Raw genomic sequence first — 26127 nt, forward strand, 5'->3', positions numbered from 1 at the left:
CCGATTTTAACTCTTGTTTTCTCATGAATGTCCGTTTTCTTTCATACAGTTAAAAGTAAGGAAAAAGCAGGAGGGGGAAAACATGAACTGGGAATTGCAAAATAAAGAGCTTGAAAAAGCAATTGCTGAAATTACTGAGATTGCAGATCACTTTGGCCTCGATTTTTACCCTATGCGGTATGAGATATGTCCGGCAGATATTATTTATACATTTGGTGCGTACGGAATGCCTACTCGTTTCTCGCACTGGAGCTTCGGAAAACAGTTCCACAAAATGAAGCTTCAATACGATTTAGGATTGAGCAAAATCTATGAGCTAGTTATCAATTCAGACCCATGTTATGCATTTTTGCTAGATACAAACTCATTGATACAAAATAAGCTCATCATTGCTCATGTTCTTGCTCATTGTGACTTCTTTAAGAACAATGTCCGCTTTTCAAACACAAGAAGGGACATGGTAGAGTGCATGACAGCTACGGCAGAACGAGTGGCTCAGTACGAACATCTATATGGAAAAAAAGAAGTTGAGCAGTTCTTGGATGCAGTGCTGGCGATCCAAGAACACATTGACCCGTCAATCGTTAGGAATAAACTAAACTATGTGTTTGGTGAAGATGATGAAATAATATCTAAAAAAGAAACACCTTACGATGACTTATGGAAAATCGATGATAAAAAAGGCCCTAAGCCTGCATTAAAAAAGAAAAAATCTTTTCCGCCTCAGCCAGAGAAAGATATTCTTCTGTTTATTGAGCAATACAGCCGTGAACTCGAAGAATGGCAGCGGGATATCTTATCAATGATGCGAGAGGAAATGCTTTATTTCTGGCCGCAGCTCGAAACAAAAATCATGAACGAAGGCTGGGCATCCTATTGGCACGCCAAGATCCTGCAAGAGATGGACTTAACCTCTCATGAGACAATTGAGTTCGCGAAACTTAACGCGGGGGTCGTTCAGCCTTCGAAAACATCAATCAATCCGTATTACTTAGGACTTCAAGTATTTAAAGATATCGAAGAACGCTACAACAACCCAGATGAAGAGCTGATCAGGCAAGGCGTGAAACCAGGATCAGGGCGAGAGAAAATGTTCGAGGTCCGTGAACTGGAATCCGACATGTCGTTCATTCGAAACTACTTAACTAAAGATCTAGCACAAAGGGAAGACATGTACCTATTCCAAAAGCAAGGCAAGGAATACAAGATCGTCGACAAGCAGTGGGAAGAAGTTCGCGATCAGCTCGTGAGTATGAGAGTAAACGGCGGTTTTCCATATATTACAGTCAATGACGCAGATTATATGAAGAACGGGGAGCTATACCTCAATCATAGCTATGAAGATATGGAACTCGATGTGAAGTATCTGGAGAAAGTACTGCCGCACCTCCATCATCTATGGGGACGTCCAGTTCATATGGAAACGAAGATTGAGCAGAAGCCTGTTCTTTTCACGTTTGATGGGAAGACCGTGCATCGGAAGTACCTGTAAAATTAAACAAGTGTTTAAAAAATAAAGTTAAAAGCACGCTGTTGGCGTGCTTTTTGTAATTTCCTTGGTCAAACAAGTTCGTATTAAATATAGCTGAGTTAAAAATTCTGATATCACATTGTTTTCATGATTATTGTTCTTTTAATTATAACTTGTGTCATACATTTTCAGATAAGGGGGAATATGTATGCCCAAAAAGATTCTTCTTTTTACAGATTTGGGAATTGATGATGCTTTTGCTCTTATTTATGCCTTTTTTCGAAAAGACGTAAAAATATTGGGAATCGTTGCTGACTATGGAAATGTATCGAGAACAAATGCCATTAGAAATATTAATTATATAAAGTACATTATGGGACAAGAAAAAATCCCTGTATTTCTCGGTGCATCTGTTCCACTAACTGGCATATCGGTTCAGTTTTTTCCAGAAGTACATGGAGAAGCCGGCTTAGGTCCAATCATTCCTCCAGATATTCCTTACCCAGTTTTCCCAATTAATGATATTTATCAGATAATAGATGCAAATATAGAGGAACTCACAATCATCAACCTTGGAAGATTATCTTCGTTAGCAACTACATTTATTCTTAATTTAGAAAAGATGAAGAAAGTAAAGGAGTATATTTGCATGGGAGGAGCGTTCTTCTATCCAGGGAATGTAACAGCCGTAGCAGAAGCCAATTTTTACTCTGACCCCTATGCAGCAAATCTAGTCTTGCTTCATGCTAGAAATTTGACGATTATTCCATTAAACATTACACAAAACGCACTCGTTACTCCCGAAATGGTTCAAACGATTGATAGATTCCATCAGAATACTCAGGATCCCGCAGGACTCATGATCAAACCAATGTTGGACTATTATTATAATTTTTACTCTAAATCAAACCCAGGTATTAAAGGAAGTCCTATGCATGATTTTATGACGATATGGTTCATGTTGTATCCAGAATTTGTGAACGTTTCGAGAGTGCCAATAAAAGTTATACCCGACAGAGGGGAAGGTTTTGGTCAAAGCATTGCTGACTTTCGCTTTACAACAAACCCAGAGTATAGAACGCATAGTGTCGCTTTTTCTTTTAATTATGAAGCCTTTAAACAAAGCATTATGGATACCCTCTTAACTAGGAGGTAAGTGTTATTTTCGATTAAAACATAATATATGTGTATTAGTTGAATATTCTAATGTAGCTCTTTTAATTAGATTCCTTAAGGATAAATTAAATGGATTAAATCTGAGATCCTTAGGAGAAGAAATCACTTATGGGTCCTGTACACATTGAGACAAAGATTGAGTAGAAGCCTGTCCTGTTCACGTTTGATAGTAAGATAGTTCATCGGAAGAACATTTAAAATTAAACAGGTGTTTAAAAAGCTCTTCCATGTAAGAGTGCTTTTTGTTGTAACAGGTTAGTAAGCGAGCATATGTGTGGTTAATTAGGCAAGTTTTGAGTACACTATCAGACAATTGTTCATAAAGAACTAGAAAGATGGTGTCTATATGAGAGCTGTTCAAGTGACTGGGTACGGAGATGTTGAAAAATTAGAACTAGTAGAAAAACCAATCCCAGAGCCTAAGAGCAATGAAGTCCTTATTAAGATAAAGGCTTGTGCCATTAATAATACGGAAATTTGGATGAGGGAAGGAGCCTATGGCACAGATTCGAAATCAGGCTGGAAACCAGAAGGTGTACAATTTCCAAGGGTTCCTGGGTCAGATATCACAGGTTGTGTTGTAAAAGCAGGAAGCCAAATAAACGAAAGCATGATAGGGAAGGATGTCGTTCTTTTTCCGTTTACATCAAGTGGTGAGGAAGGTTCTGAGCATATCTCAGAAGATATGTCCTTTATTGGTTCGGAATATGATGGTGGTTATGCCGAATATGTTGTATGGCCAGCAGACCTTTGCTATCATATGCCTCTTCCTGACTACATAGAAAGTGCTGTTTTCTCGGTAAGTGGTTTGACTGCTTGGCATATGGTAGAGCAAATTGAAGCTGCTCCTAATGAAACCATTATGGTTACAGGTGCTAATGGTGGCGTTGGGTCTTTAAATGTTCAAATTGCTTCCAAAGTATTTGGTGCGAAGGTTATTGCAATTGTTGGAGATTTAGCTTTAGAGAAAAGAATGAAAGAATTAGGAGCTGCACATGTACTGTCCTATAAGTCTAATCACCTTGCCGATGAAATATTAGAAGTAAATGGTGGACCAATCGATTCAGTATTAGATGTGGTAGGTGATGCTTTGTTTTCAACCTCTCTTCAAGTATTGAAGCCAGGTGGAAAATTTTGCATCTCTGGATCTGCTGGCGGTCAGAAAACAAATCTGGATTTTCGTACTTTGTACTTAAAACACATCACCTTATTTGGATCAGTTTTAGGTACAAGATCAGAATTCAAACAAATGCTTGAGGCTATTTCAGAAGGGAAAATTAAGCCAGTTATCGAACGGACTTTCCCTCTAGAAAAAGCAAGAGAAGCTCAAACCTATTTTAAAAATGCTGGGAAACTAGGTAAAATTATTTTATTACCTGAAGAACAATGATAAATAAACCCTTTAAGAGTTTATACGGCACAACAGCATTTGAAGACATGTCACATATAATTGATGGGGGAGGTTAAATTGTCCTTAAAAGTTGGAGATATTATAACATTTGTACGAACTTTCACAGCAGAAGATGTTGAAGTGTTTACTAAGGTTTCAGGTGATGAAGGATCTCATCATATGACTCCTGATAAACAGGGTAGACTTGTAATACAAGGACTACTAACCGCTACCTTACCAACAAAAATAGGAGGCGATAGCAACGTACTAGCTCGTACAATGAATTTTGAGTTTTTAAGACCAGTATTTACTGGTGATACAATAAATTGTGCAGTAACAATTGAAAAGTTCGAAAAGCAGGATAATAGAACACAAATTACTGCCTCCTTTTTATGCAAAAATCAAAATGAGAAGGCAGTGTTAAGTGGAGATTTTTCAGGAGTGATCCTATAAAGTCTCCTTAAACGATCCTACAAACTATATTTAAAAATCGAATGCATGAATAACAAGATTGTTGATAAGCAGTGGGAGGAAGTTCGTAATCAGCTAAATAGTATGTGAGTGAACGGAAGGGTTCTCTATAAAGTAATAGGGAAAGCATGCTGCTGGCGTGCTTTTTTAACTTCTTAGAATGAGAAAAATCAATGCTACCCATGAAAAAGCTATGCAAACTTTGTTCCTGCTTTAGAAGTTTAAATAACACAGGAGTCATGATTAATAAATCTAATAAATGCATCTACTGCAGGGCTGGGGAAAGTCTCCTTATGCCGGACGATATGAAAGTTTCTAAGGGCTCTTAAGTCTTTTCCTTCTAATACTTGAATCTCTCCAAACTTTGTTTCCATTTGAATCGTTCTTTTAGAAACGAAACTGATGTATTCTCCAGTTAAAACGGCTTGTTTGATCGCTTCAGTTGAGTCTAGTTCAATATACTTTTGAAGATGAACCTCATGTTGTTTAAGGTGCTTTTCAATAGTTTTACGTGTATTTGAATCTTGCCCTCTTATTACGAACTTCTCATTCATTATGTCTTCAAGTTTTAAATTTTTCTTCTTAGTAAGGTGGTGGTTCTTTTTTGCGATCAAGACAATCTCATCCTGCAGCAGAATCTCGTTAATTACCGATGTAATTACAGGTACTTCAGGAATTATAGCTATATCAATTAAATTATTTTTAACTTTAATTAGAATTTCATCCGTTGGCTGGATTTCTAATTTAATGCTTACACCAGGATATTTTTTCATAAAGTTGATGACAATCGGAGCCATCAAGTAGTTCCCGATTGTAGTACTAGCTCCAACCACGATTGATCCACTTTCTAGATTTTTCATTCCTTCCATAACAGACTCCGTTTTGCCTACTAAAGAGAGAATTTTTTCTGCCATTTCGAACAAAACCAATCCAGAATCGGTCAGTTTAATCTCCCTTCCTACACGATGGAAAAGAGTTAATCCAAACTTCTGTTCCATTGATTCTATTTGTCTTGAAACAGCTGGTTGACTAATAGAGAGTTCATTTGCAGCGCGTGTAAAACTTTTTTGCTTGGCAACATGATAAAACGTTTTAAGCTGATAAAAATCCATGGATTATCTTCTCCTTCTCCATAACGAAACCGTATAGTGGGTATTACAAATATGCATTTTTATTATATTTCAATTAAGAATAGAATGGAAGAAAGGTAACTTATTCGGGAGAGGATCTTATGTCTTGGTTTAAAAGAAACCCAATATATTTAGTCCATTTAACGATAAGTTCTGGTGAGTCATTTAAGGTTCAACAATTATTAAGTACATGGGGAATTCCCTTTAAACTTGAAATATCTTCATCCTGCATCCTTCTAAAAGTAAAAGAAGAGCATATAGCACTTGCGAAAGACGTTGTTAAGATTGCTGGCATTAAGGCAGGGGATGTATAAGTATGCTAAATGAAAAAATAGAAACATTAGATCAGAGAAATAGCAATTTAAAGCAGATATATAAAAGAACATTGCTCGTTGTAAGCATTTCGCAAATTTTTGGTGGGGCTGGACTCGCTGCTGGAATTACTGTAGGTGCACTTCTTGCACAGCAAATGATGGGGACAGATGCATTTTCAGGTTTGCCTGCTGCCCTTTTTACAATAGGCTCAGCAGCAGCTGCGTTTATTGTGGGACGTCTTTCTCAACGGTATGGACGTCGAACAGGGTTAACGATTGGATTTTTGGCGGGAGGGCTGGGAGCGTTAGGTGTTGTTATTTCGGCTATAACAAACAGCCTTTTACTATTATTTGTTTCTCTTTTTATATACGGTGCGGGTACAGCTACAAATTTACAAGCTCGTTATGCAGGTACTGATTTGGCAAATCAAAACCAGCGTGCGACAGCGATTAGTATTATTTTAGTTTCAACAACAGTTGGTGCTTTTGCAGGTCCAAACTTAGTTGGTGTGATGGGGGGTTTTGCTTCATCTATTGGTGTTCCAGCCCTTGCAGGACCTTTCATCTTATCGGGAACGGCATTTATAATAGCTGGTCTTATTATTTTTCTTATGCTCCGTCCAGATCCTTTTTTAATCGTAAAAATGTTGGAATCTAGTAAAAATAAGCAAATTAATAAAGTATCTATAACTAATAGTAAACAGTTCAACGATAAAAGGGGCATTGTAATCGGTGCAGCTGTCATGATTCTTACACAGCTTGTGATGATTGCTATAATGACAATGACTCCTGTTCACATGAAACATCATGGACACGGTCTTAGCGAAATTGGTCTAGTCATTGGTGTTCATATCGGCTCGATGTATCTGCCTTCACTCGTGACAGGTGTCCTTTGTGATAAAATTGGCCGAACTGCGATGGTTATTGCTTCAGGAATCACATTGCTTTTTGCAGGAGTGATAGCAGCGATTGCCCCAGGTGATTCTATGTTTCTTCTAATTATTGCTCTTTCTTTACTTGGAGTAGGCTGGAATTTCGGATTAATTAGCGGCACCACTATATTAGTGGATTCTACAGAGTCTTCAACCCGGGCTCAAACTCAAGGAACGATTGATGTATTAATAGCATTGGCGGGGGCAACTGGAGGAGCTATGTCTGGAATGATTGTAGCTTACTCCAGTTATGCAGCATTATCATTTGCTGGGGGAGTATTGTCCTTAATGCTGATTCCAGTTGTGGTTTATTTTCGAGGAAGCAGCAAAAAAATTATCAAGCAAAGAGGATTGTAATAAGAAGGGGACTGTCTGTAAAAAAACTTTAGGCGGATAAACTTAAACAAGTGTTTAAATCTGCATTCTGAGAAGCACGCTTAAATGCGTGCTTTTTGTTATGCTCAGTTATAATACAGATATATCAAGCTGGAGGAGACGTTAAATGAAAACCATTTTAATTGTTGATGATGAACCAAAATTAATGGAAGTGGTCTCTTCTTATTTAAGAAAAGATGGATACTTGACTCTGGAAGCGTCTAACGGAAAGGATGCTCTTCACTATATTTCTACTAAGACTGTAGATCTTGTCGTCCTTGATTTAATGCTGCCGGATATGAGTGGAGAAGAGATCTGCCAAACGATACGGAGACAATTTAGCGTTCCGATCCTTATGCTGACTGCAAAAGTAAATGAGGAAGATCGAATTAAAGGATTATCTATAGGTGCTGATGATTATATGGTAAAACCGTTTAGTCCCCGTGAGTTTGTTTTGAGAGTGAAAACGATTTTACGACGTTCAGGGGATGGGGAATTATTAGCTGAACAGATTACATATAACGATGGTGAACTTACGATAGCAGCTAACAAACAAGAGGTGTATGTAAAGGGACAGCTAGTAAACCTTACTCCAAATGAATATAAATTGCTGATTACTTTTGCAAGACATCCAAACCGTATTTTCTCTAGAGATGAACTGATTGAAAAGATTCTAGGGTTTGATTATGAAGGCGGCACACGAACAATCGATCAGCATGTGAAGAACCTGCGTCAAAAGATTGAAAGCAACCCAAAGGCACCAAAGTATATCGTTACCGTTTTTGCGATGGGGTATAAATTTACAGGAGGGAGTTCTCATGTTTAGAGGACTGCATGCAAGATTAGCGATTAGTTTTGTGTTTGCTGCTTCATCAATTCTTATCATTGCAAGTATCATTATCATGCTTGAGGTGCATTATCATTTGAGTATGTTTAAAGAAGATGTACCAGACTTCAATAGTATAAGTCCACTAACGCATCATTTTGAAAAGGCCTTGTTAAGTTCTATACTTTGGACATCAATTGGAGCAGTCCTCTTAGTCACCATCATTAGTTATTTTGTTGCCAAAAGCTTATCCACTCCACTTATTCAAATGAGGAATGCGGCAGAAAAAATGGCTAAGGGAGACCTTGGGGTAAGAACTGAAACATTAGGCAACGATGAATTAAATGATCTGGGCGTCTCTCTTAATCAGTTAGCCTCACAGCTTCATCAACAAGAAACAGCAAGAAAGAATATGACTTCAGATATCGCACATGAATTACGAACGCCTCTAGCGACCATCAAAAGTCATCTTGAAGCCTTTGAAGACGGTGTTTTTCATCCAACGCAAGAGAGAATTCACTCGCTTAAAGAAGAAATAGAACGGCTGATACTATTAGTACAAGATCTCGAACACCTTACCGAAATGGAATCTCCGCAATCTGTCCTTGAGCTTAAGAAAGAGGACTTAAATAAAATTATCGGCAAAAGTATCGAAGCAATATCAGCTTCATATGTACAGAAAGGTGTCAGACTTGAAAGTAGTTCTAACGCTCCCATTGAATTAAGGCTGGATGCAAAGCGTATGACGCAGGTGTTTATCAATCTTTTAAGCAATGCATTAACCTACACTCCTGCAGATGGATACGTAACAGTTTTAGCTACAGAAGAATTTGATCATGTTCATATTACTGTAAAGGATACAGGAAAAGGAATCCCAAATAATGAAGTTGAACAAGTGTTTGAACGTTTTTATAGAAGCGAGAAGTCAAGAAATAGAGAATTTGGCGGAAGCGGAATTGGTTTAACCATTGTTAAAAGAATAATAGAAGCTCATGACGGCCAAATCTGGATTGAAAGTGAACTTGGTAAAGGTACTGAAGTCCATATTAATTTTTCTAAATAAAAAAAGTCTCCAGCGTTGGAGACTTTTTTTGCACTTATTATTCAGCGGATAATTCGCTTTCTGTTACCCATTTATGGTTTGTAACTTTTTCTCCGCCAGTTGTTGGTGTGTAATTAACCATATAAACTGTCGTTTGTTCTGCAGAATCTATAGTAGCCTTAGCACCTTTCATACCTTTCATATGGTCGGCGTTAAGTGTAACTTCTGTTCCTTCCTTTAACGGTTGATCTCCTGGATTTTTAAGCTCCTCATGAATAACCCATTTGTGATCAGTTATTTTTTTACCGCCAGTTGTTGGTGTGTAAGATACCGTATAAACAGTAGTATCAAAAGCTCCAACAATCGTAGCTTCAGCCCCATCCATACCTTTCATGTGATCAGCTTTAATGATTGCCTGGCTATCAACTGGAAAAGCAGGATCTTTAGCTTCTTTTAAACCTTTTGGAACTTCACCAGAACCTGAATGATCCATATTGCCATGTTCCATTCCTTCGTGTGTTTCTTCTTTTTGATTTTCTTTTTCGTCGTTGCCACAAGCCGCGAGAATAAGGGAGAAAGCAAGCAGCAATGTTGAGAATAGATTGTTCTTTAGCTTCATTTTTATTCCTCCTTCTGTTAGTAGAATGCCCATTAAAAACAAGAGTTAAAAAACTCCGATGCTAAATCATTATAAAAGTAAGTTATGAAGAAGTTGTGAAGGGTAATAAAATCAATTTATTTTGATTTAATAGTTGCAATTTAGAAAATAAAGGATATAATAAAATTACATCAAATTTTTTTGATGTTAGGAGTGATTAAAATGAAAAAAGAAATACCTTTACTAAACAACATGAATCCTGCAACAAATCTTGACTTTGAAAAGTTCGAACAAAAATTTAAGGCATTAGCCGATCAGCAGAGGCTGCAAATCATAAATATTTTAGCGCTTAAAGAAAGTGTATGTGTTTGTGATCTGACACCGATGATTGATATGCCACAATCGAAGCTATCGTATCACTTAAAGATTTTATTAGAAGCTGACTTAATTCAAAAAGAAAAAAGAGGGACCTGGAACTATTATTCTTTGAACATTAAGGAACTTAAAGATCTTTTATCAGATCAGTTGTGTTGTGTGTTCTTGCCATCTTGTTGTTAAATGAGTACTACAATTTGTAGTATTTCATTTTTAGACAAAACATCAATTTTTTTTGATGAATAAAACAAATTTTTTTGATATAAGAGGAGGATACTTTTATGAACCATTATTTTCTTGAAAACATCTTGCAAAATCAGCGGAAAGAATTAGAAAAAGTAAGCACGGAGCATTGGAAACTCCAAACAGGAGAAAAGAAAAAAACATCTTTTAGAAATTTATTTACAAGAAAGGCAGCCATTCAAAATAACCAAGTGTGCTGTGCTTGATTGAAAGGAGAAGAAAATCATGTGGATGGAAACCTTTAAAAGTTTTTTAAGCATTGCTTTAGAACTTACCGTATTATTCGTGGTTATCTCATTTGTTATCAACCTTCTTCAGTCTTATATTCCATACGAAAAAGTGGAGAAGTTTTTGGGTGGTAAGAACAAAGGTTTAGCTGCAGTTTTTGCTTTGATTTTTGCCTTTATTACTCCGTTTTGTTCATGTTCCACGATTCCTGTTGTCGTGAACATGCTAAAAAAGAAGATGCCTTTCTCGATTGTAATGGTTTTCTTGTTCTCCTCTCCGGTACTTGATCCAACCATCATTACGATAATGGGGGTTATTCTAGGCTGGAAAGTTACGATAATCTACACCATTATTACGGCTGTTTTTTCTGTGATAATCGGTTTCGCATTAGAAGCTTTCGGATTTGAGAAATCAGTGAAAAATGTCGTAATGACAGGATATAAAGAAGAATCAAAAAAGTTTGACGTGAGAGCCGCACTGCGTGAGACGCTTGGGTTGATGAAGAGCGTTTATCCTTATCTCATATTAGGTGCAGCAATAGGCGCTATGATTCATGGTTTAGTGCCAACGAACTGGATTGCCGAGACATTTGGAAGTGACAATTGGTGGGTGGTTCCAATCGCTGCAATAATAGGAATTCCATTATACATCAGGCTTTCCAGCATGATTCCAATCTCTCAGGTACTCATTGCAAAAGGGATGGCATTGGGACCGGTTATGGCACTCATGATTAGTTCTGCCGGTGCTAGTTTGCCAGAAATAGTGTTATTAAAATCTATTTTTAAAAAGGAGCTAGTCATTACATTTGTAGCCTCAGTTATCACTATGTCTACAGTCTCGGGTTTCATATTCTATCTTGTTTAAGTTGCTTTATTGAAAGGAGGTGAAGAGGATGAGCTTTATCAAAATACTTTTAGGCGATAAAAAGGAAAATGAATGTTGCAGCATTGAGATTAAAGAGGTTAAGAGCGGGGAAGAGTCTTGCTGTGATAATGATAAGAAAGATAATAAGTGCTGTGTTTAAGAAAGTGAAAGTTCACTCAATGATATTTCAAAACCCTCACAGATTAGTGAGGGTTTCATCTTTTATATAGATTGACCATCAGATAATCCGATCCAATTCAATCTCCATTTTTCTCCTCAGCCGTACAAAAAAAGAATTTCATCAAATAATGTCCTAGAGCAGCAAAAATAAATCAAAAAAATACCCAAGCAATATTGTTTGGGTATTTCCGATCTTTATAATGAGGACATCAACAATCCGCCAATGGCACCTGTTACAACAATAACCCATGGTGGAAGCTTCCAATAAACCAGCATGCTAAAGAGTACTGCAGCTAAAGCGAAATCAATTGGTTTGATGATCGTACTCGTCCAAATTGGGTTATAAAATGCTGAAATTAGGATCCCCACAACAGCTGCATTCACACCCATTAATGCTCCTTTAATTTTTGGGTTTCGACGCAGCATATTCCAGAAAGGAAGTGTTCCCAAAATCAAAAGAAAAGCTGGAAGGAAAATGGCGAAAGTTGCTAATAATCCTCCTTGCCATCCATTCATAATTGCTCCGATATATGCTGCAAAGGTAAATAAAGGTCCAGGTACAGCTTGGGCAGCACCGTATCCAGCTAAAAATGCTTCTTCACTGATCCAATCTGTAGGAACAAATTCACGCTCCAATAAAGGCAAGACAACATGTCCACCGCCAAATACTAAGGAACCTGAGCGGTAAAAGCTGTCAAAGAGTGCAATCCAACTGATTGATGTTGCTTCTCTTATTATTGGTAAAAGAATAAGTAAACCAAAGAATAGTGTTAAACAAATCACTGCGAATGTGCGTGAGACAGGAAATTTAAATTCTGTATCTTCACTATCTGCTTGATGTCGGTACAAGATAAAACCAATAATTCCAGCAACAAGAATGACTCCAACTTGTGAAAAAGCCGTTTGCCAGAGAAGTGTAACTACTAAAGCTAACAATGCGATGGTCTTTCGTTTTAAATCAGGAGTTAATTTTTCAGCCATGCCTAGAATGGCATGTGCAACAACTGCGACAGCAACAATTTTTAATCCATGTATCCAGCTGAGGTCGCCAACATTCAGTCCTTCCAAAACGAGTGCAAATAGAATAAGCGCGATAACCGAAGGCAGTGTAAACCCGATAAAGGAAATAACGCCTCCCAAAACGCCTCCGCGCATAACGCCAATTCCTATACCTACTTGGCTGCTCGCTGGTCCGGGCAAAAACTGGCACAGTGCAACAAGATCTGCATAGCTTTTTTCATCTATCCACTTTCTTTTTCTTACATATTCTTCGTGAAAGTAACCCAAGTGTGCAATGGGCCCGCCAAAGGAAGTTAAGCCAAGCCTGGTAGAGATCAGGAGTATTTCTAATAATGTTTTGAAACGATTTTGTTCATGCTTCAATGCTCTTTCACCTCAGCTAATCCTTTATTTCTTTGAATAGTTCATAAGCTTTTTTTCTTGCTTCAACTAGCACTAGATTTCCTTTTTCAGTAGAAGTGTAGTATTTTCTAATTTTACCTTCTACATTTTTTTCTTCTTTTTTTAAAAGGCCGTCTGATTCCATGTTGTGCAGGATGGGATAGAGAGTGCCGGTACTTATATTGTAGCCATGCTCTTTAAGTTCCTCTAACATCCATACTCCATAAATGGGATGTTCTTTTGCGTGGTGCAAGATGTGTATTTGTATAAACCCAAGGAAAAGTTTTCTTAATACCTTTTCTTCCATTGCGTCACCATCCTTAATTCCGAAACTCAATATCGACTTTCGAAAACAAGATAACATGCCTTCTTTCAAATTTCAACTGAATACCTATAAGATTTACATTATATTAATAATTTTTTCATAAAGAAAAAGAACAGGGTTCCATTGAGCGTACTACTATAAACCTTTTATTATTTTCACAGTTTAGGCAGTTTATGGTTTTTTAATGGTACAATAAAAGAAACAGATATATTAAAAATAATATAGATGCGGAGAGTGAAAGCAGTGGAAGCGACATTAACGGTTGCCAATTACCTAAAAGAAAACGCTGACCTTCTAGCTAATAAAATCGTTGATGATATTATTAATAAGTTTGGTTTTCAAGTTCCTCCAAACGATATCTTACAAGCAAAAAAGGTGTATGCTGAATTTCTGGAATTTTTAAGTGAATCTATTGACTGTAAAGAAGGGTCTGTCCCAGATAAACTTGTTGAATGGAGCAGAGAAAACGGTAAGAAGACAGCTGCTAAACATAATAGAATCTCTGATATCCTGATTCGTTACCCCGACACTCGGATGGTATTTGCAGATTTTATTATGGATATTAGTTTGGAGCATGGATTGGGCACAAAAGACGTAGTGCTAATACTTAAACGTGTTCACCACATGCTCGATGTCAGCATAAACGAGACGGTTCTTGCATTTGAAAGACGTTCTGAGGAGCTTCTATTAAATGCAAAAAAAGAACTTAGGGAATTGTCTACACCTATCGTACCTATTCAGGATGGACTTGCTGTTTTGCCATTAATCGGGTCGATTGATACTGACAGAACAGAGCATCTAATGAATGGCGTACTGCCAAAAATTCCTGAAATGAATATTGAGCGGCTTATCATAGATTTCTCTGGAATCGTTGCTATTGATACCGAAGTGGCTGCTAATATCTTTAATGTATATAGAGTGCTTGGTTTGTTAGGAATTGATGTACTAGTAACAGGTCTTCGTCCGGAACTGGCGATAAGTGCTGTTTCAGAGGGGATTGACTTTACTTCTATAAAAACTTTCGCTAACGTGAAACAGGCGATTGAAAGCATTAGATCGTATTCTTAATTAAACATTTGTTTAAAGGTGAAAACCAGCATGCCATGGCATGCTGGTTTATTTTTTGTTTTTCTATATATATTTTGCCGTTTTACTTTGCTTTATTTTTTATATAGTTGATAAATCCTTCCCTGTGTCCTTCGCTTTCTATTATTTTGCGGACATAATAAGGGTCTTTTAATAATCCGTTTTGTTTATCAAGTAATACCCATTCTTTTAACTCGGGGTCACTGATTAGCTCTCCATACCATTTTGCTTTTTCTAATTCTGCCCAAAGTTCTTGTATGTCAGGATCATTTATTTTTAAAACTCGTTTTTGTATGACTTCAATTAAGAGTCCTGCTGCGATCAAACAAAGCAATAAGAAAAGCATCATCTTTTTAGCCTCCGATTATATAAAACATTTTAAAAATATTTTTTGAAAGTAAAAGTATTAATAAATAATTCTATTGTCATTCTTTGGAACTAAATGTAATATTTTCAGTAATAGGTCTAATGGATGGTGAATGGATTGGAGATTACCCAGCATTTATTGTTTAACTTGTCTCTATTACTCATTTTTATTTTCATATGTATCATCTGGTCTTTAAAAAGAAAAGATCCCGCTTTAATTTCTCAAAGAGCTGCGATCGTTTGCGGCATCGCGGCGATATGGGCATGTATAGCGCTTGCCTACGAACTGACGGACACAACTCGTTTTGATTTAAGAGAAGTACCTGTGATAATAGGCGGCCTATACATGGGGATCGGGCCTATTCTGTCATTAGCAATCATATTTTTAAGAGGGTTGCATGGTGTAGACACCGGTTTCTTTTTAAATATCTTAATATACGGACCCCTCGCTATACTATTGTGGCGTGTATATCCATTGTTTTGGAAGAAGAGTCCAAAGCAGAGGATTATCATCTCGGTAAGTATAACCTTATTTACCAGTTTAGCAACAATCGCAACGATGGAAATCAGTAATATAGATTTGAACCGTTTTGATGCTTACTTTGCTTTTCTGGTTATTCCACCGCTGGGGATACTGATTACTTCGAGTACTATTGAATTTGTCAGATCGAATCTGATGATGAGACAACAGTTGTTTAAATCTGAAAAATTAGCAGCTGTCGAACAAATGGGAGCGGCGATTTCACATGAGATCAGAAATCCTCTTACTGTATCAAAAGGATTTGTTCAGCTGCTAGAAGAGGAAACTATACATCCTGATAAACAGAAAGAATACTTAAGTTTAATAAGAGAAGGTCTCGATTCTGCAGAACAAGTTATTCAAGACTATTTAACGTTCTCCAAACCTACCATCGATTCTATGGAAGAATTAAACGTCCAGCATGAGCTTAGCCAGATTATTTCAATATTAATTCCTACAGCAAATCAGCACTCTGTACTCGTTACAGCAGAATTTTCACCCTTGGCATATGTTTCAGGCGACAGGCAAAAATTCAGGCAATGCATGTTAAATGTAATAAAAAATGGGATAGAGTCTATGCCTCATGGAGGAAAACTTTTTATTGAAGTACATAAGGATAATAAACAAATAACCATAAAGATCAAAGACACGGGTATAGGCATGACAAAGGATCAAATTAATCGTTTAGGAGAGCCATATTACTCAACAAAAGGCGCCAAAGGCACTGGCCTTGGAATGATGGTGGCTTTTAGTGTCATAAGAGCGATGAACGGAACAGTACATATTACGAGTGAACTAAAAAAAGGTACAACCTTTTCATTTCAATTCCCTGCACATTCTCTGGATAAAAAGTAAAATAGCACGCTTCTGCAGGAGCGTACTGAAAAACCGGTTGAATTTCACCGGTTTTTCTTTTTTTGCATACAAACATGTAAGGATTGTAGCGGAAGGGTACTGACTCCTGCGGGACGAGTGGGACAGGTGAGACCCCTAAAGGCGCGTAGCGGCAGGGGGCTCACCGCCCGCCCCGCGGAAAGCATGTACCCTGGAGCGGAGATCCCCGCATTCAACATTTTATTTAGGGACTTTTTCAGTGCCCTCCTTCTACAGCGCGCTGTTTCTTTTTTTTACTATTAATTCACCAAACATCGAACCACAGTGGTCCTTTGTCGTCAGGATTGCCATTATAATTCACAAAAATTTCTTCACCAGCTTTAATTCTTTTGAGTGCAAAGAAATCAACGGTTTCTTTTTTTAGATTATTTTCAAACATTGCATTGGGAGAATAGGAATGGTTAAATAATGACCCATATCCGAGCGCGATAGCTACATGATCATAATTTTCTCCCCAGTTAAAATAATAGTTCCGCAATGCAGTTTTTTTTAGCTTTTTGTATTGATCGTCGGGGCATACAATCACAGGTGCCTGATGAATCAATTCGCCTTTTTGAATAGTGCGTGCGGCAAAAACTCCTCTGCCGAATCGAGATTTTTTAATTTCAATCAATTTCTAGTCACCACCATTCTTCTGCATCAAAAAAATTCATGTCATCATAAGATATGAAGGATAGGGACATAAAGAAAGTGCGCGTGCCTACTAATTCAAGATATTTGAACAAAAAAAATAGTGCGCAGAGATGCGCACTATTTGCTAGTATTATGTTTTTTAACAATATCTTTTAATTCAGACCAATTCGTTAATCGAGGAAATTCCATATGCTGATTATAGGATTGGTCCCTGACATACAGCTGTACAGATTCATTTGTAAGAGTCTCTAATACATTTGGTTTGTCGTCAAAATAATAATCTAAATGTAGCTCTTTGATGGTATGTATCTTTTCTTCATCCTTCATACCACAAAAGAATCTGCCTTCCTGCACAGGGAAACCAGCTTTTTCTACCCACTTTTTTGTTTCTTCACAATGTTTTGCAGGTCTTGCTGTAATATAGTAAATTTCATGGCCTTGTTTATGAAGCTCTTGTAGGACTTCTACTGCATCAGGATATGCAGGACAATCACTGAAGTAGATTTCTTCCATGGAATCGATCCATAACTGATTGCCTTCCTGTTTTGAAAGCCCAAATGGCTCATGTATTTCTAACGTTTTGATAGTATGAAAAACATCAAGGGGAAGATCTTGTTTTAGCTTTTTATTATATATATGAAAAGCATGTTCTCGTAAACCTATTAAAGTATCGTCAATATCAAAACCTAATCGCATGGGCAAAACCTCTTAATTGTATTTTGGGTAACCGGTAAATTTAAAATCAGGACCGATTTGAGTTACGCGCAAATCAGTCAATTCAATAGCATCTGCCATTTTATCAATTCCTGTGCCTCCAAAGAATGAAGGAGATTCCTTGCCGCCAATCAATTTCGGTGCCATATAAAAAATAGCTTTATCGACAAGCTTGTTCTCAAGGAAAGCTGCGTTTATCGTCCCGCCGCCCTCAATTAGAAGTGAAGAAACCAGATTCTTTCCTAATATTTCAAGAACACGTGTCGGATCTACTTGTGAGGTGCTTGTAATGAACACTTTAGCTCCAAGTGCTTCTATTTGATCTTTCTTTTCTTTAACATGGTTTTCAGTAGTGAAAACCCATGTTTCAGCTTGATGATCGTTAAGTACCTTTGAATCTAATGGGATCTTAAGTGTTGAATCCATAATCACACGAATAGGATTCCGTCCGTTTGGAATTCTAGCGGTCAGTTCAGGGTCATCATGAATGACAGTGTTGACACCGACAAGAATGGCTTGGTTTTCATTTCTAAGCTTATGAACATCTAATCTGGATTCTGAAGAGGTAATCCATTTGCTGTTATTTGAATAGCTTGCTATTTTGCCATCAAGGGTTATTCCGGACTTAAGGGTAACAAAAGGCCGTTTCTTTACGATAAATTTATTGAATACTTCATTCATGTTACGAGACTTTTCTTCAAGTATACCGATTTCTACCTCAATACCGGCTTCCTCTAGAATTTTTACTCCTCGCCCAGAAACGAGAGGGTTAGGGTCTAATGCTGCAATTACTACTTTTTTTATGCCGGCTTCTGCAATCGCCACAGCACATGGTCCAGTTCTGCCGTGATGAGAACAGGGTTCCAGAGTAACATAGATCGTACCGCCCTGGGCTTTATCACCAGCCATACGTAAAGCATGTATTTCCGCATGAGGTTCACCGGCTTTAAGGTGTGCGCCTATTCCAACAACACGATTTTCATTCACAATCACTGAACCTACTAAAGGGTTCGGATCAGTTTGACCTTTCATAGCCAGTGCATTCTCAAGAGCAAGCTGCATATAGAATTCATGACTGCTCATTTGGAAAAGTCCCTTCGTCTTCTAAGTGGCCGGATCGGTTGATTTTTGTCTGGAGGTATTTTTCATTGAATTCAGAGATATCCCCCCAGATAGGTGTTCGGCCGGAAACAGGCAAGCCTGCTTTTATAAGTGCATCAAGTTTTTTAGGATTATTTGTAATCAAAGTAACAGGCTTTGTACGCAACGCTTTTAAGACTTCAATCGCATCATTATAGTTTCTGGAATCATCTACAAAACCTAAACTTTCATTTGCTTCTACAGTATCTTGTCCATTTTCTTGCAGTACATAAGCCATTGCTTTACTGAATAGTCCAATCCCGCGTCCTTCATGGTTTGCTAGATAAAATAACGCGCCTGTACCGTGTTCTGTGATCATTTTCATTGACTGTTTAAGCTGATAGCCGCAGTCACAGCGCTTGCTGCCGAAAATATCTCCAGTGTGACAAATAGAGTGCATACGAATAAGCGCATCTTCGCTGTATTCAAAGTCACCGTAAACTAAAACACTGGATTGCTGATATTCAGCCAGGTTTGACGAAGACAATTTTTTAATAATTTCTTCAAAGTTATCAGTTTGCTCACAGCCCTCCAGCCAGCAGTACCATTTGAACACAACGGTTTCTCCATATAAGTTTACAGGAAGCCTTATTGGTCCGACTAAATAGATGGCTCCTTCATCTTTTTTGATCACTTGTATTTTATCTTCAAGAATAGAAAGGACTTTTTCGTTGAAAGTGCTTTGTATCATGTTATTTTCCCCTTTAGGTTTGCGTAATAAAACAATTTGAGTATACATCTATTTTATACTACATAAATCATTTGAAAGAAGTGTTTTGCTCTTGTTGGAAAAAAAAAGCATTGAATCTCCTTGTATAGGCGATTCAAGCTATTATCCAAAACATATTTTTTTAAGGAATATACACTGATTTCACATGATTCAGCTTAAAATAAACGGTTTCTTCATTAGCGTTAATCAATTCAATCAGGTTGCCTTTCCCATTCTTGAGTAATCCAATTTTATCTGGATCCTCTCCCATATCGAATACTGCAATTTTTCCTTCGAATTTCTTTATTTGTTCTTCAAATGAACGGCTAAGGGAAGGTGCATCAGGCAGGTCAGAATGAACAGAGTAGGGGGATGTATTCTGTTCGTAAAGCGTCAGCCATTTCAAATGAGCCAGAGGAATATAAATAAGTTTATATACGGGTGAATAAAAAACTAAATAATCGCTTAATACATTGATTATTGTTCCATGAAGCGGTGTTTTTCCTAAAACGTGTATCTGAGTGTACAAACCCTTAGCATTTGTTAGGATGCTGCGGTATGAAATGGGTGTATTATCTTCTGAGAAAGGCAGTACTGCAGGCTGATTGATTTCCTGGTTATCCTCCTCGATAAGGACTGCCTTTTGGACATGCAAAAGAGGAATATAGAAAAACTTTTTTCCATCAAAAAGTACTAAAATGTCATTTCCAAAATCGGTCAGTATTCCTTTAAAACTATGTCCGGTTATTTTTAGTTTTATTTGTTTATTTAACATGCGGCTAAAATGGTTCAATTACAATCTACTCCTATAAATATTCATACGTTTCACCAGAGGATCAACTTAAGATAAATATGAAATGTACCCATATATATAGCAATATTAGTGTTACTGCTAAAGTGAGAGGGACCGCTATTAACGATATCCGTAAATAGTCTTTCCATTTTATTTTAATCTTGTTTTGTTTTAAAAGATGCATCCATATTAATGATGCCAGTGTCCCAATCGGCAGTAATAATGCACCAATGTCACTGCCTGCAATACTCGCCAGATACATTGTTTTTAGTGTGATGGGATCAAGATTCATTTCTGTCAGGGTTATCGTTCCTATCAGCAATGCAGGATGGTTGTTAAAGAGGTTTGAAAGGAGTGTAACCAGCCCTCCCATTAATAAAGTTGCTTGAAACATACCTTGATCAACAATTGGTCCGCAAATTTTCAGGAGTAAATCAGTAAGTCCGGTATTATGAAGCCCGTAGATGATTACGTACATAGAAAAAGCAAAGATAAGAATGTGCCATGGGGTTTTCTTTAATATATCCAATGGATTTGTTCTGAGGTAGTACCATCTCCATATTAACAAGACAACTGAACCTAGGACTGCAATAAGTTCGATTGGGATCGACAAGAATGAAGCTATAAAGATTGAGCATCTGATCAGTAAAACAAACAACAAGATCTTTAACATGAACTTTGTTCGCTGACGTTTTGTTTCAACAGTTACCGTTCCTTTAAGAGGATGGAATTTCTTTGTGAAAAAGGATTGTTCAATATCGTATGTCAGTTGAGGGAGTTTTTTTGGAAGTCTTTTTTTCACTAGAATATACATCAGATAAGACATAAAGAGTAAGCCTAGCGTAGCTGGCACTATCATCATCGCTGTATACATATAAAGGGTCATGTCCACTATTTTTAAAGAGATTAGATTTACAATGTTGCTTACCCCAATTGGAGTACTCGATGCTGTTGCAGTAAGAGCACCAGTTAACAGATAAGGTATTTGCTGGTGCGGTTTTAACCTGAAATTTTTGAGAAGCAGAATTAATATCGGAGTGGTTATTAAAATACTTCCGTCATTATTAAATAAGAGGGTCATTAGAAAACATAATAGTTGGATGTACCAATAAAGACGGTACCCCGATCCTTGAGATAGAATAGCAAGACGGGATGCAGACCAATGAAAAAAACCAAAGCTTTCAAGAATAACTGCCATGACGATGGTTGAGATGATGGTGATCGATGCTCCGCCAATCTTATGAAGGATTTCAAGTACATCAGCTTGAGTCACTATGCCTGTAATCAGTATGATGCAAGCTCCGATTGCGGCTGGCCATGCCTCGTTGATGCCTTTTGGTCTCCAAAATATAACTAACATAGTCATAAGGAAGACGAAAACGGAAATCATGATGTGAAGATTCATTGACGTTCTTCGTCCCTTCTTTCTTTTAATATCAATAAGTAAATACTTGTCCTACATTATATGAAAAACAAACACTGGCGACTGTATACTAGACTATAAAAGTAAAAATGGTCATATCGTCTAACAAGAATTTGTTAGTTATATGACCAGATAAGTTGAGAACGCTGTGATTTCTAAAAGACAGGAGCGGAGGAAACATACCTCTTTTCCACAAAGTACCTGTTCAGTTCCACTCGATCAGACGGTAATCTAAATAAGTAGTTAAATAGATTCATCTGGAGGGAACTGTGAATAAGTTTGTTTTTATTTTAACGATTGGCTTTATTCTATCTATTAACGTTGCTAAAACTTCATATGCGGCAGATACAATGAAAGTTGGTTCTGTTTCAGTGGATAAAGCATCTATTTATGAAAGTCATAAATTAAATTCAAATATAGTAACAAATCTTGTAAAGGGTGAAGAATATCCGATCCTTGAAACAAAGGACGCTTCAGCATCACCTCAAGTACATACTGTTAAAATGGGAGATACGTTTTACCTCATTGCTAAACAATATGGAACAACCGTTAGTGAGCTGCAAGATGCAAACAATATATTAGGTACACGACTATATATCGGACAGCGGCTGATGATTCCACAAGAGATGTTGAGTCATCGTATAAACATAAGAGATTCATTATGGAAGATTGCAAGACATTATCATGTTTCCGCAGATACCCTTATAAAACATAACGGTTTAAAGGCTATTATTCTTGAATCTGGAAATGAGCTGAAGATTCCATCAGGTTTTTATAAGGTACAGCTTTTAGGGGGAAAAACAGGGTGGATTCCTAAATCAAATGTCGATGCAGAGGAAGTAAACCGTTTCAACCTCGGCTGGAAGTATAACGGAACAGGTGATTCTTATAAGAAGCAGCTGAAGATAGCTGGGTTAGATGTAGTTTCACCAAGATGGTATACATTAAGCAAAACAGAAATCGTCAGCATGAATGCAGATGAAAGTTATGCCAATGGCGCTGTCGAAGCAGGAAAACAAGTGTGGCCACTCTTTGGAAATAAGTTCGATCCGGAACTGACAAACTTAATGCTTTCAGATCCTGATAAACGCAATAAAGTGATTGAGATGATAAAGAATTCTCTGCTCCGTACTAAAAGCCAGGGAATTAATGTGGATTTTGAAAACATTGATCCTAAGAATAAACAAGATTATGTGATATTTATTCGCGAACTTAAAACTGCACTTGAACCATACGATATTGTCGTTTCCGTTGATGTCAGCAGAGAGAATGCAGATCCATTCTGGTCAGGGAGCTTAGACAGAGCAGGTCTGGGAAAAGCAGCTGATTATATTGTTATGATGGGATATGACGAACATTGGGCAAGCAGTCCTAAAGCTGGTTCTGTTGCATCTATACCTTGGACACGTGAAGGAATTGAGCTCTTAATGAAGGAAGTTCCTGCTCATAAAATTGTTTTAGGAGTACCGTTCTATACACGTGAATGGATTACAAGCGCTAACGGGCAAGTAAGGAGCATCGACAGAACGATACTCGAAACAGAAAAGCTGATTCAGGAAAAAGGACTTGCGAAAAAGTGGGATAGGAAGACATCGCAAAACTATGTGGAATTCATGGAAAACGGTGAAAAACACCAGATCTGGGTGGAGGATAAGGATTCCATGAAACTTCGTTATAATCTAGTGGAGAAGTATCACTTGAGGGGAACAGCTGCCTGGTATGTAGGCGGTGCCTCGGAAGATATTTGGAACATATTAAAATAGAGTAAAATTATTAGAAGCTGACTTTAAGGGTTATGGTGAATGACCTGGAAAAGTCAGCTCTTTTTATGAATTTTATTTGTAAATTATTGGTTAATTATGTGATGGTGAATCATTTTTATGTGATCGTAAGGCTGCACCATTAAATGACTTCCTTAAAATAACAAAATTACGTTAAAATAAATAAATGGAAATAAATTCATATTTAGTGCAACTTTTTATAAAGGGTCTCCGTCTAACAAACGATTAATACTTGGGAGGGCGACATATGTGGTAAAGGGCATTACGGCCGTAAAAGAGTATCCACAAAGTGAGATTGATCAATTAAAATACCTTATGGATGAATACGGTGAAGAAATCAAAAGATTAGCGTTCACGTATACAAAGAACTGGCAGCAGGCTGAAGATATCACACAAGAAATATTTATAAGTGCTTATAATCACCTGAATGAATTTCGGGAACAATCAACAATCAAAACGTGGATTTACCGAATCGCGATAAATAAATGCAAAGATTATGTACGAAGCTGGCATTACACGAAAACGTTATTAACCAATACGTTTTATCAGAAATCAAACAGTTTGTCTCCAGAAGAAGTATATCTTGAATCTGAGCAAAAAGAACAGATAGGCAAACTGATACTCCAGCTGCCGATTAAGTACAGAGAGGTCATTATTTTATATTATTTTAAAGAGTTTTCGTTAGAAGAAATTTCTGCAACATTAGGAATCAATCTTAATACTGTAAAATCCCGTCTAAGGAGAGCGAAAAAAAATCTGGAAACAAAAATGGATATGAGAGGAGGGGGTTACCATGGATAAAGTGCTTAAGGAAATGAAAGACGACTTTGATCATTATTTGAATGAAGATAGGGTATTCACAGAACAAGAAAAAAGAAGGATCGTTAATCAGGTGAAATATCCAAGTTCCACAAATAGAAGACAATTGGTTTTTCCAAAAGTAATTAGTTCGGTTACATTGATATCTCTTTGTGCTTTAATCGTTTTCCTGGTTCTAAACTTCACAGATGCGGGCGAGAAAAGTCAGCCTGCAAATCTACATAAAGAAAAAATGGTTGTTAAAAAGGATCCTGTGGAAAAAGAAGATCCCGTAAAAACCCTCCCAAAATACAGTGATAAAGAAATATCGGATAAAGTAAGCTTTCTTCAAAGTAAGATTTTGATGGGCATGGCTGAAAAAGAAGTAATTAATCTTTTAGGAAATGATTATGTGGAAATAGATAACTCAGATAGCGAAAGCGGCTCTGTTAAACAAATTGGCTATAATTTCTTAGTCAGCGATTCAGCTGATCAACTTAAAATTTCACATGAAATTGATGTTGAAAGTATTCTGAATAGGAATATCGGCGTCCAGTTTTATATCGGTTTTTCAAATAAATACGAAGTGCTGTGGACGACCATTAATTTTGCAGAAGGCGACTCTGTAATTATGATGTCGAAAGGAATAAATGGTCGTTGGGTTGAAAGAATATACCCTGATTCTAACTTAGATGTCATCAGATTTACTTTAACACCAGAGGAAGAAGTTATTTATCAGAAATTCTTGCAAGACTTGGATGAGAAACATCTTAAAGATATAGATCCGATAACTATCGCAAAGCTATATGTTCAAGCTAAATTAGATAAAAGATACGATGCAGCATATGCGCTTTATACAGATCGGGAAGGGTATATTCAATGGACGAAGGATGATGATGAAAGAATTCCAGAGTCTGACCGGGGCACTATCATGCAAACTTTAACAACTTTTAATAATATTGATTTAGGCAACTTTATTCCAGACGGAGAACATGATGGATATATTGAGTACGAAGCAAGTAAGAGTGCTGATGCTAAATCTGGTTTTAAAATGATAAAGGATGAGGACGGTATATGGAACGTTGCATTTATGCCGATTCAATAAACTTTTCTTAAAAACTTAAATTTTCTTTGTTTTTCATAGGAATAGGAGAAAAATACATTTTTGAATAATTAAGAGGAGAAAAGGAGACATAGAACGAAATAAAAAACGTATCAGTTTGTCGAAAGGCCTATAAATTATTAATTACGGTTTAGAAATTTTTTTTACAGCTTAGAAATATAAATTAGGGTTTAGAAATAAAAATTACAGCTTAGAAACAAAAAATTACAGCCTATAAATAATTTCAAAGCTGTTTAATTAATTAAAAATGAGGTGTGATCATGGACAAAATGCCATCAACCTACGAATATGCGGATTATTATGCTTCATATGTAAAATTAGTTCCGCAGGGAGATATCGTTCAGATCTTAAGGGACCAAATGGAAGAAACAGTTGCGCTGCTCAGCACACTTACCGAACGGCAAAGTGAATACCGATATGCATCGGGGAAGTGGAGCATAAAAGAAGTCATTGGACATATTACGGATACAGAAAGAATTATGAGCTACAGGCTTCTTTCTATAGCAAGAGGTGAAAGAGCATCTCTTCCAGGCTATGATGAAAATGAATATGTAGCAAAGGCTAATTTTGATAAACAATCGCTAAAAGATCTTCTGGATCACTTTGCATGCGTCCGCCAGTCAACCATTCATCTCATTAAAAGCTTGAGTGACGAATCACTTTCACGCAGGGGGACTGCAAATAATAGTGAAGTTACAGCTCAAGCATTGATCACGATCATGGCTGGTCATGAATTGCACCATCGGAAGATTATTCAAGAGCGATATTTACAGTCATAGAATTAAACAAATGTTTAAAAACAGCAC

Annotated in this window: 29 protein-coding genes; 18 read left to right on the forward strand and 11 right to left on the reverse strand. The window is 37.1% G+C overall.

What is annotated here, in order from left to right; genetic code table 11:
• Positions 1 to 82: 82 nt before the first annotated feature.
• From ACFQ4X_RS00240 to ACFQ4X_RS00255, 4 genes are all read left to right on the forward strand, one after another.
• Positions 83 to 1492, forward strand: coding sequence for a SpoVR family protein (locus ACFQ4X_RS00240; protein ID WP_379832580.1), 1410 nt, complete (start codon positions 83 to 85; stop codon positions 1490 to 1492).
• 187 nt (positions 1493 to 1679) lie between these two features.
• The gene (locus tag ACFQ4X_RS00245; protein ID WP_379832581.1) at positions 1680 to 2627 is read left to right on the forward strand and encodes a nucleoside hydrolase; all 948 of its coding nucleotides are present in this window, start codon (positions 1680 to 1682) and stop codon (positions 2625 to 2627) included.
• Positions 2628 to 2993: 366 nt separating this feature from the next.
• The gene (locus ACFQ4X_RS00250) at positions 2994 to 4037 is read left to right on the forward strand and encodes a zinc-binding dehydrogenase (protein ID WP_379832582.1); all 1044 of its coding nucleotides are present in this window, start codon (positions 2994 to 2996) and stop codon (positions 4035 to 4037) included.
• Positions 4038 to 4115: 78 nt separating this feature from the next.
• The gene (locus ACFQ4X_RS00255; RefSeq protein WP_379832583.1) at positions 4116 to 4490 is read left to right on the forward strand and encodes an enoyl-CoA hydratase; all 375 of its coding nucleotides are present in this window, start codon (positions 4116 to 4118) and stop codon (positions 4488 to 4490) included.
• A 239-nt stretch (positions 4491 to 4729) separates the two neighbouring features.
• Here the strand turns inward: ACFQ4X_RS00255 and ACFQ4X_RS00260 are convergent, their stop codons facing one another.
• A complete protein-coding gene (locus ACFQ4X_RS00260; protein ID WP_379832584.1) occupies positions 4730 to 5620 on the reverse strand; it encodes a LysR substrate-binding domain-containing protein in 891 nt (296 codons plus the stop codon).
• Positions 5621 to 5739: 119 nt separating this feature from the next.
• On the opposite strand from ACFQ4X_RS00260, the gene ACFQ4X_RS00265 reads away from it, so the two are divergent.
• The 4 genes from ACFQ4X_RS00265 to ACFQ4X_RS00280 all read left to right on the forward strand — a co-directional run bounded on the left by ACFQ4X_RS00265 (position 5740) and on the right by ACFQ4X_RS00280 (position 9148).
• Positions 5740 to 5952 (forward strand): hypothetical protein, encoded by a 213-nt coding sequence (locus ACFQ4X_RS00265; RefSeq protein WP_379832585.1) that lies wholly within the window; start codon positions 5740 to 5742, stop codon positions 5950 to 5952.
• Positions 5953 to 5954: 2 nt separating this feature from the next.
• Entirely contained in the window at positions 5955 to 7241 is a 1287-nt protein-coding gene (locus ACFQ4X_RS00270) for an MFS transporter (RefSeq protein WP_379832586.1), read from the forward strand.
• A gap of 145 nt (positions 7242 to 7386) precedes the next feature.
• Positions 7387 to 8085 (forward strand): response regulator transcription factor, encoded by a 699-nt coding sequence (locus ACFQ4X_RS00275; RefSeq protein ID WP_379832587.1) that lies wholly within the window; start codon positions 7387 to 7389, stop codon positions 8083 to 8085.
• A complete protein-coding gene (locus tag ACFQ4X_RS00280) occupies positions 8078 to 9148 on the forward strand; it encodes a sensor histidine kinase (protein ID WP_379832588.1) in 1071 nt (356 codons plus the stop codon). The genes ACFQ4X_RS00275 and ACFQ4X_RS00280 overlap by 8 nt, the downstream gene beginning before the upstream one ends.
• Positions 9149 to 9185: 37 nt before the next feature.
• On the opposite strand, the gene ACFQ4X_RS00285 is transcribed toward ACFQ4X_RS00280, so the two are convergent.
• A complete protein-coding gene (locus tag ACFQ4X_RS00285) occupies positions 9186 to 9746 on the reverse strand; it encodes a YdhK family protein (RefSeq protein ID WP_379832589.1) in 561 nt (186 codons plus the stop codon).
• Between the two features lie 201 nt (positions 9747 to 9947).
• Here ACFQ4X_RS00285 and ACFQ4X_RS00290 point away from each other — a divergent pair, with 201 nt between their 5' ends.
• The 4 genes from ACFQ4X_RS00290 (at position 9948) to ACFQ4X_RS00305 (ending at position 11595) form a co-directional block, all read left to right on the forward strand.
• Positions 9948 to 10283: an ArsR/SmtB family transcription factor gene (locus tag ACFQ4X_RS00290; protein WP_379832590.1), complete on the forward strand. Its 336-nt coding sequence runs from the start codon at positions 9948 to 9950 to the stop codon at positions 10281 to 10283.
• A 98-nt stretch (positions 10284 to 10381) separates the two neighbouring features.
• Positions 10382 to 10549 (forward strand): hypothetical protein, encoded by a 168-nt coding sequence (locus ACFQ4X_RS00295; protein ID WP_379832591.1) that lies wholly within the window; start codon positions 10382 to 10384, stop codon positions 10547 to 10549.
• A gap of 19 nt (positions 10550 to 10568) precedes the next feature.
• Positions 10569 to 11435, forward strand: a complete 867-nt coding sequence (locus ACFQ4X_RS00300; protein WP_379832592.1) for a permease — start codon at positions 10569 to 10571, stop codon at positions 11433 to 11435.
• 28 nt (positions 11436 to 11463) lie between these two features.
• Positions 11464 to 11595 (forward strand): hypothetical protein, encoded by a 132-nt coding sequence (locus ACFQ4X_RS00305; protein WP_379832593.1) that lies wholly within the window; start codon positions 11464 to 11466, stop codon positions 11593 to 11595.
• A gap of 215 nt (positions 11596 to 11810) precedes the next feature.
• Here ACFQ4X_RS00305 and ACFQ4X_RS00310 read toward each other — a convergent pair whose 3' ends face one another.
• Together ACFQ4X_RS00310 and ACFQ4X_RS00315 are read right to left on the reverse strand one after the other, a co-directional pair.
• Positions 11811 to 12998 (reverse strand): chromate transporter, encoded by a 1188-nt coding sequence (locus ACFQ4X_RS00310; protein ID WP_379832594.1) that lies wholly within the window; start codon positions 12996 to 12998, stop codon positions 11811 to 11813.
• 16 nt (positions 12999 to 13014) lie between these two features.
• A complete protein-coding gene (locus ACFQ4X_RS00315) occupies positions 13015 to 13323 on the reverse strand; it encodes a PadR family transcriptional regulator (protein ID WP_379832595.1) in 309 nt (102 codons plus the stop codon).
• Positions 13324 to 13584: 261 nt separating this feature from the next.
• Between ACFQ4X_RS00315 and ACFQ4X_RS00320 the strand changes: the two genes are divergently transcribed.
• The gene (locus tag ACFQ4X_RS00320; RefSeq protein ID WP_379832596.1) at positions 13585 to 14409 is read left to right on the forward strand and encodes an STAS domain-containing protein; all 825 of its coding nucleotides are present in this window, start codon (positions 13585 to 13587) and stop codon (positions 14407 to 14409) included.
• Between the two features lie 82 nt (positions 14410 to 14491).
• Here ACFQ4X_RS00320 and ACFQ4X_RS00325 read toward each other — a convergent pair whose 3' ends face one another.
• The gene (locus ACFQ4X_RS00325; protein ID WP_379832597.1) at positions 14492 to 14776 is read right to left on the reverse strand and encodes a hypothetical protein; all 285 of its coding nucleotides are present in this window, start codon (positions 14774 to 14776) and stop codon (positions 14492 to 14494) included.
• Positions 14777 to 14911: 135 nt separating this feature from the next.
• Between ACFQ4X_RS00325 and ACFQ4X_RS00330 the strand changes: the two genes are divergently transcribed.
• Positions 14912 to 16168 (forward strand): ATP-binding protein, encoded by a 1257-nt coding sequence (locus ACFQ4X_RS00330; protein WP_379832598.1) that lies wholly within the window; start codon positions 14912 to 14914, stop codon positions 16166 to 16168.
• Positions 16169 to 16451: 283 nt separating this feature from the next.
• On the opposite strand, the gene ACFQ4X_RS00335 is transcribed toward ACFQ4X_RS00330, so the two are convergent.
• From ACFQ4X_RS00335 to ACFQ4X_RS00360, 6 genes are all read right to left on the reverse strand, one after another.
• Entirely contained in the window at positions 16452 to 16820 is a 369-nt protein-coding gene (locus tag ACFQ4X_RS00335; RefSeq protein WP_379832599.1) for an SET domain-containing protein, read from the reverse strand.
• Positions 16821 to 16957: 137 nt separating this feature from the next.
• Positions 16958 to 17536 (reverse strand): 5' nucleotidase, NT5C type, encoded by a 579-nt coding sequence (locus ACFQ4X_RS00340; protein ID WP_379832600.1) that lies wholly within the window; start codon positions 17534 to 17536, stop codon positions 16958 to 16960.
• A gap of 12 nt (positions 17537 to 17548) precedes the next feature.
• Positions 17549 to 18637, reverse strand: coding sequence for a bifunctional diaminohydroxyphosphoribosylaminopyrimidine deaminase/5-amino-6-(5-phosphoribosylamino)uracil reductase RibD (gene ribD / locus ACFQ4X_RS00345; RefSeq protein WP_379832601.1), 1089 nt, complete (start codon positions 18635 to 18637; stop codon positions 17549 to 17551).
• Complete coding sequence (locus tag ACFQ4X_RS00350; RefSeq protein ID WP_379832602.1) at positions 18624 to 19385, reverse strand: GTP cyclohydrolase II; 762 nt, start codon at positions 19383 to 19385, stop codon at positions 18624 to 18626. Before ACFQ4X_RS00350 ends, ribD begins: the two co-directional genes overlap by 14 nt.
• Positions 19386 to 19545: 160 nt before the next feature.
• Positions 19546 to 20196, reverse strand: a complete 651-nt coding sequence (locus ACFQ4X_RS00355; RefSeq protein WP_379832603.1) for a DUF2642 domain-containing protein — start codon at positions 20194 to 20196, stop codon at positions 19546 to 19548.
• A gap of 43 nt (positions 20197 to 20239) precedes the next feature.
• Positions 20240 to 21601 carry an arsenic transporter gene (locus ACFQ4X_RS00360; protein ID WP_379832604.1) on the reverse strand — a complete coding sequence of 454 codons (1362 nt, stop codon included), beginning with the start codon at positions 21599 to 21601 and terminating at the stop codon, positions 20240 to 20242.
• A gap of 287 nt (positions 21602 to 21888) precedes the next feature.
• Here ACFQ4X_RS00360 and ACFQ4X_RS00365 point away from each other — a divergent pair, with 287 nt between their 5' ends.
• The 4 genes from ACFQ4X_RS00365 to ACFQ4X_RS00380 all read left to right on the forward strand — a co-directional run bounded on the left by ACFQ4X_RS00365 (position 21889) and on the right by ACFQ4X_RS00380 (position 26100).
• Positions 21889 to 23382 (forward strand): LysM peptidoglycan-binding domain-containing protein, encoded by a 1494-nt coding sequence (locus ACFQ4X_RS00365; protein WP_379832605.1) that lies wholly within the window; start codon positions 21889 to 21891, stop codon positions 23380 to 23382.
• Between the two features lie 267 nt (positions 23383 to 23649).
• Positions 23650 to 24201: a sigma-70 family RNA polymerase sigma factor gene (locus ACFQ4X_RS00370; protein WP_379832606.1), complete on the forward strand. Its 552-nt coding sequence runs from the start codon at positions 23650 to 23652 to the stop codon at positions 24199 to 24201.
• Entirely contained in the window at positions 24194 to 25303 is a 1110-nt protein-coding gene (locus tag ACFQ4X_RS00375) for a hypothetical protein (protein ID WP_379832607.1), read from the forward strand. Before ACFQ4X_RS00370 ends, ACFQ4X_RS00375 begins: the two co-directional genes overlap by 8 nt.
• Before the next feature lie 278 nt (positions 25304 to 25581).
• Entirely contained in the window at positions 25582 to 26100 is a 519-nt protein-coding gene (locus ACFQ4X_RS00380) for a DinB family protein (RefSeq protein ID WP_379832608.1), read from the forward strand.
• Positions 26101 to 26127: the final 27 nt, after the last annotated feature.

The organism is Fictibacillus halophilus (genome assembly GCF_042680145.1).
GTDB lineage: Bacteria > Bacillota > Bacilli > Bacillales > Fictibacillaceae > Fictibacillus > Fictibacillus halophilus_A.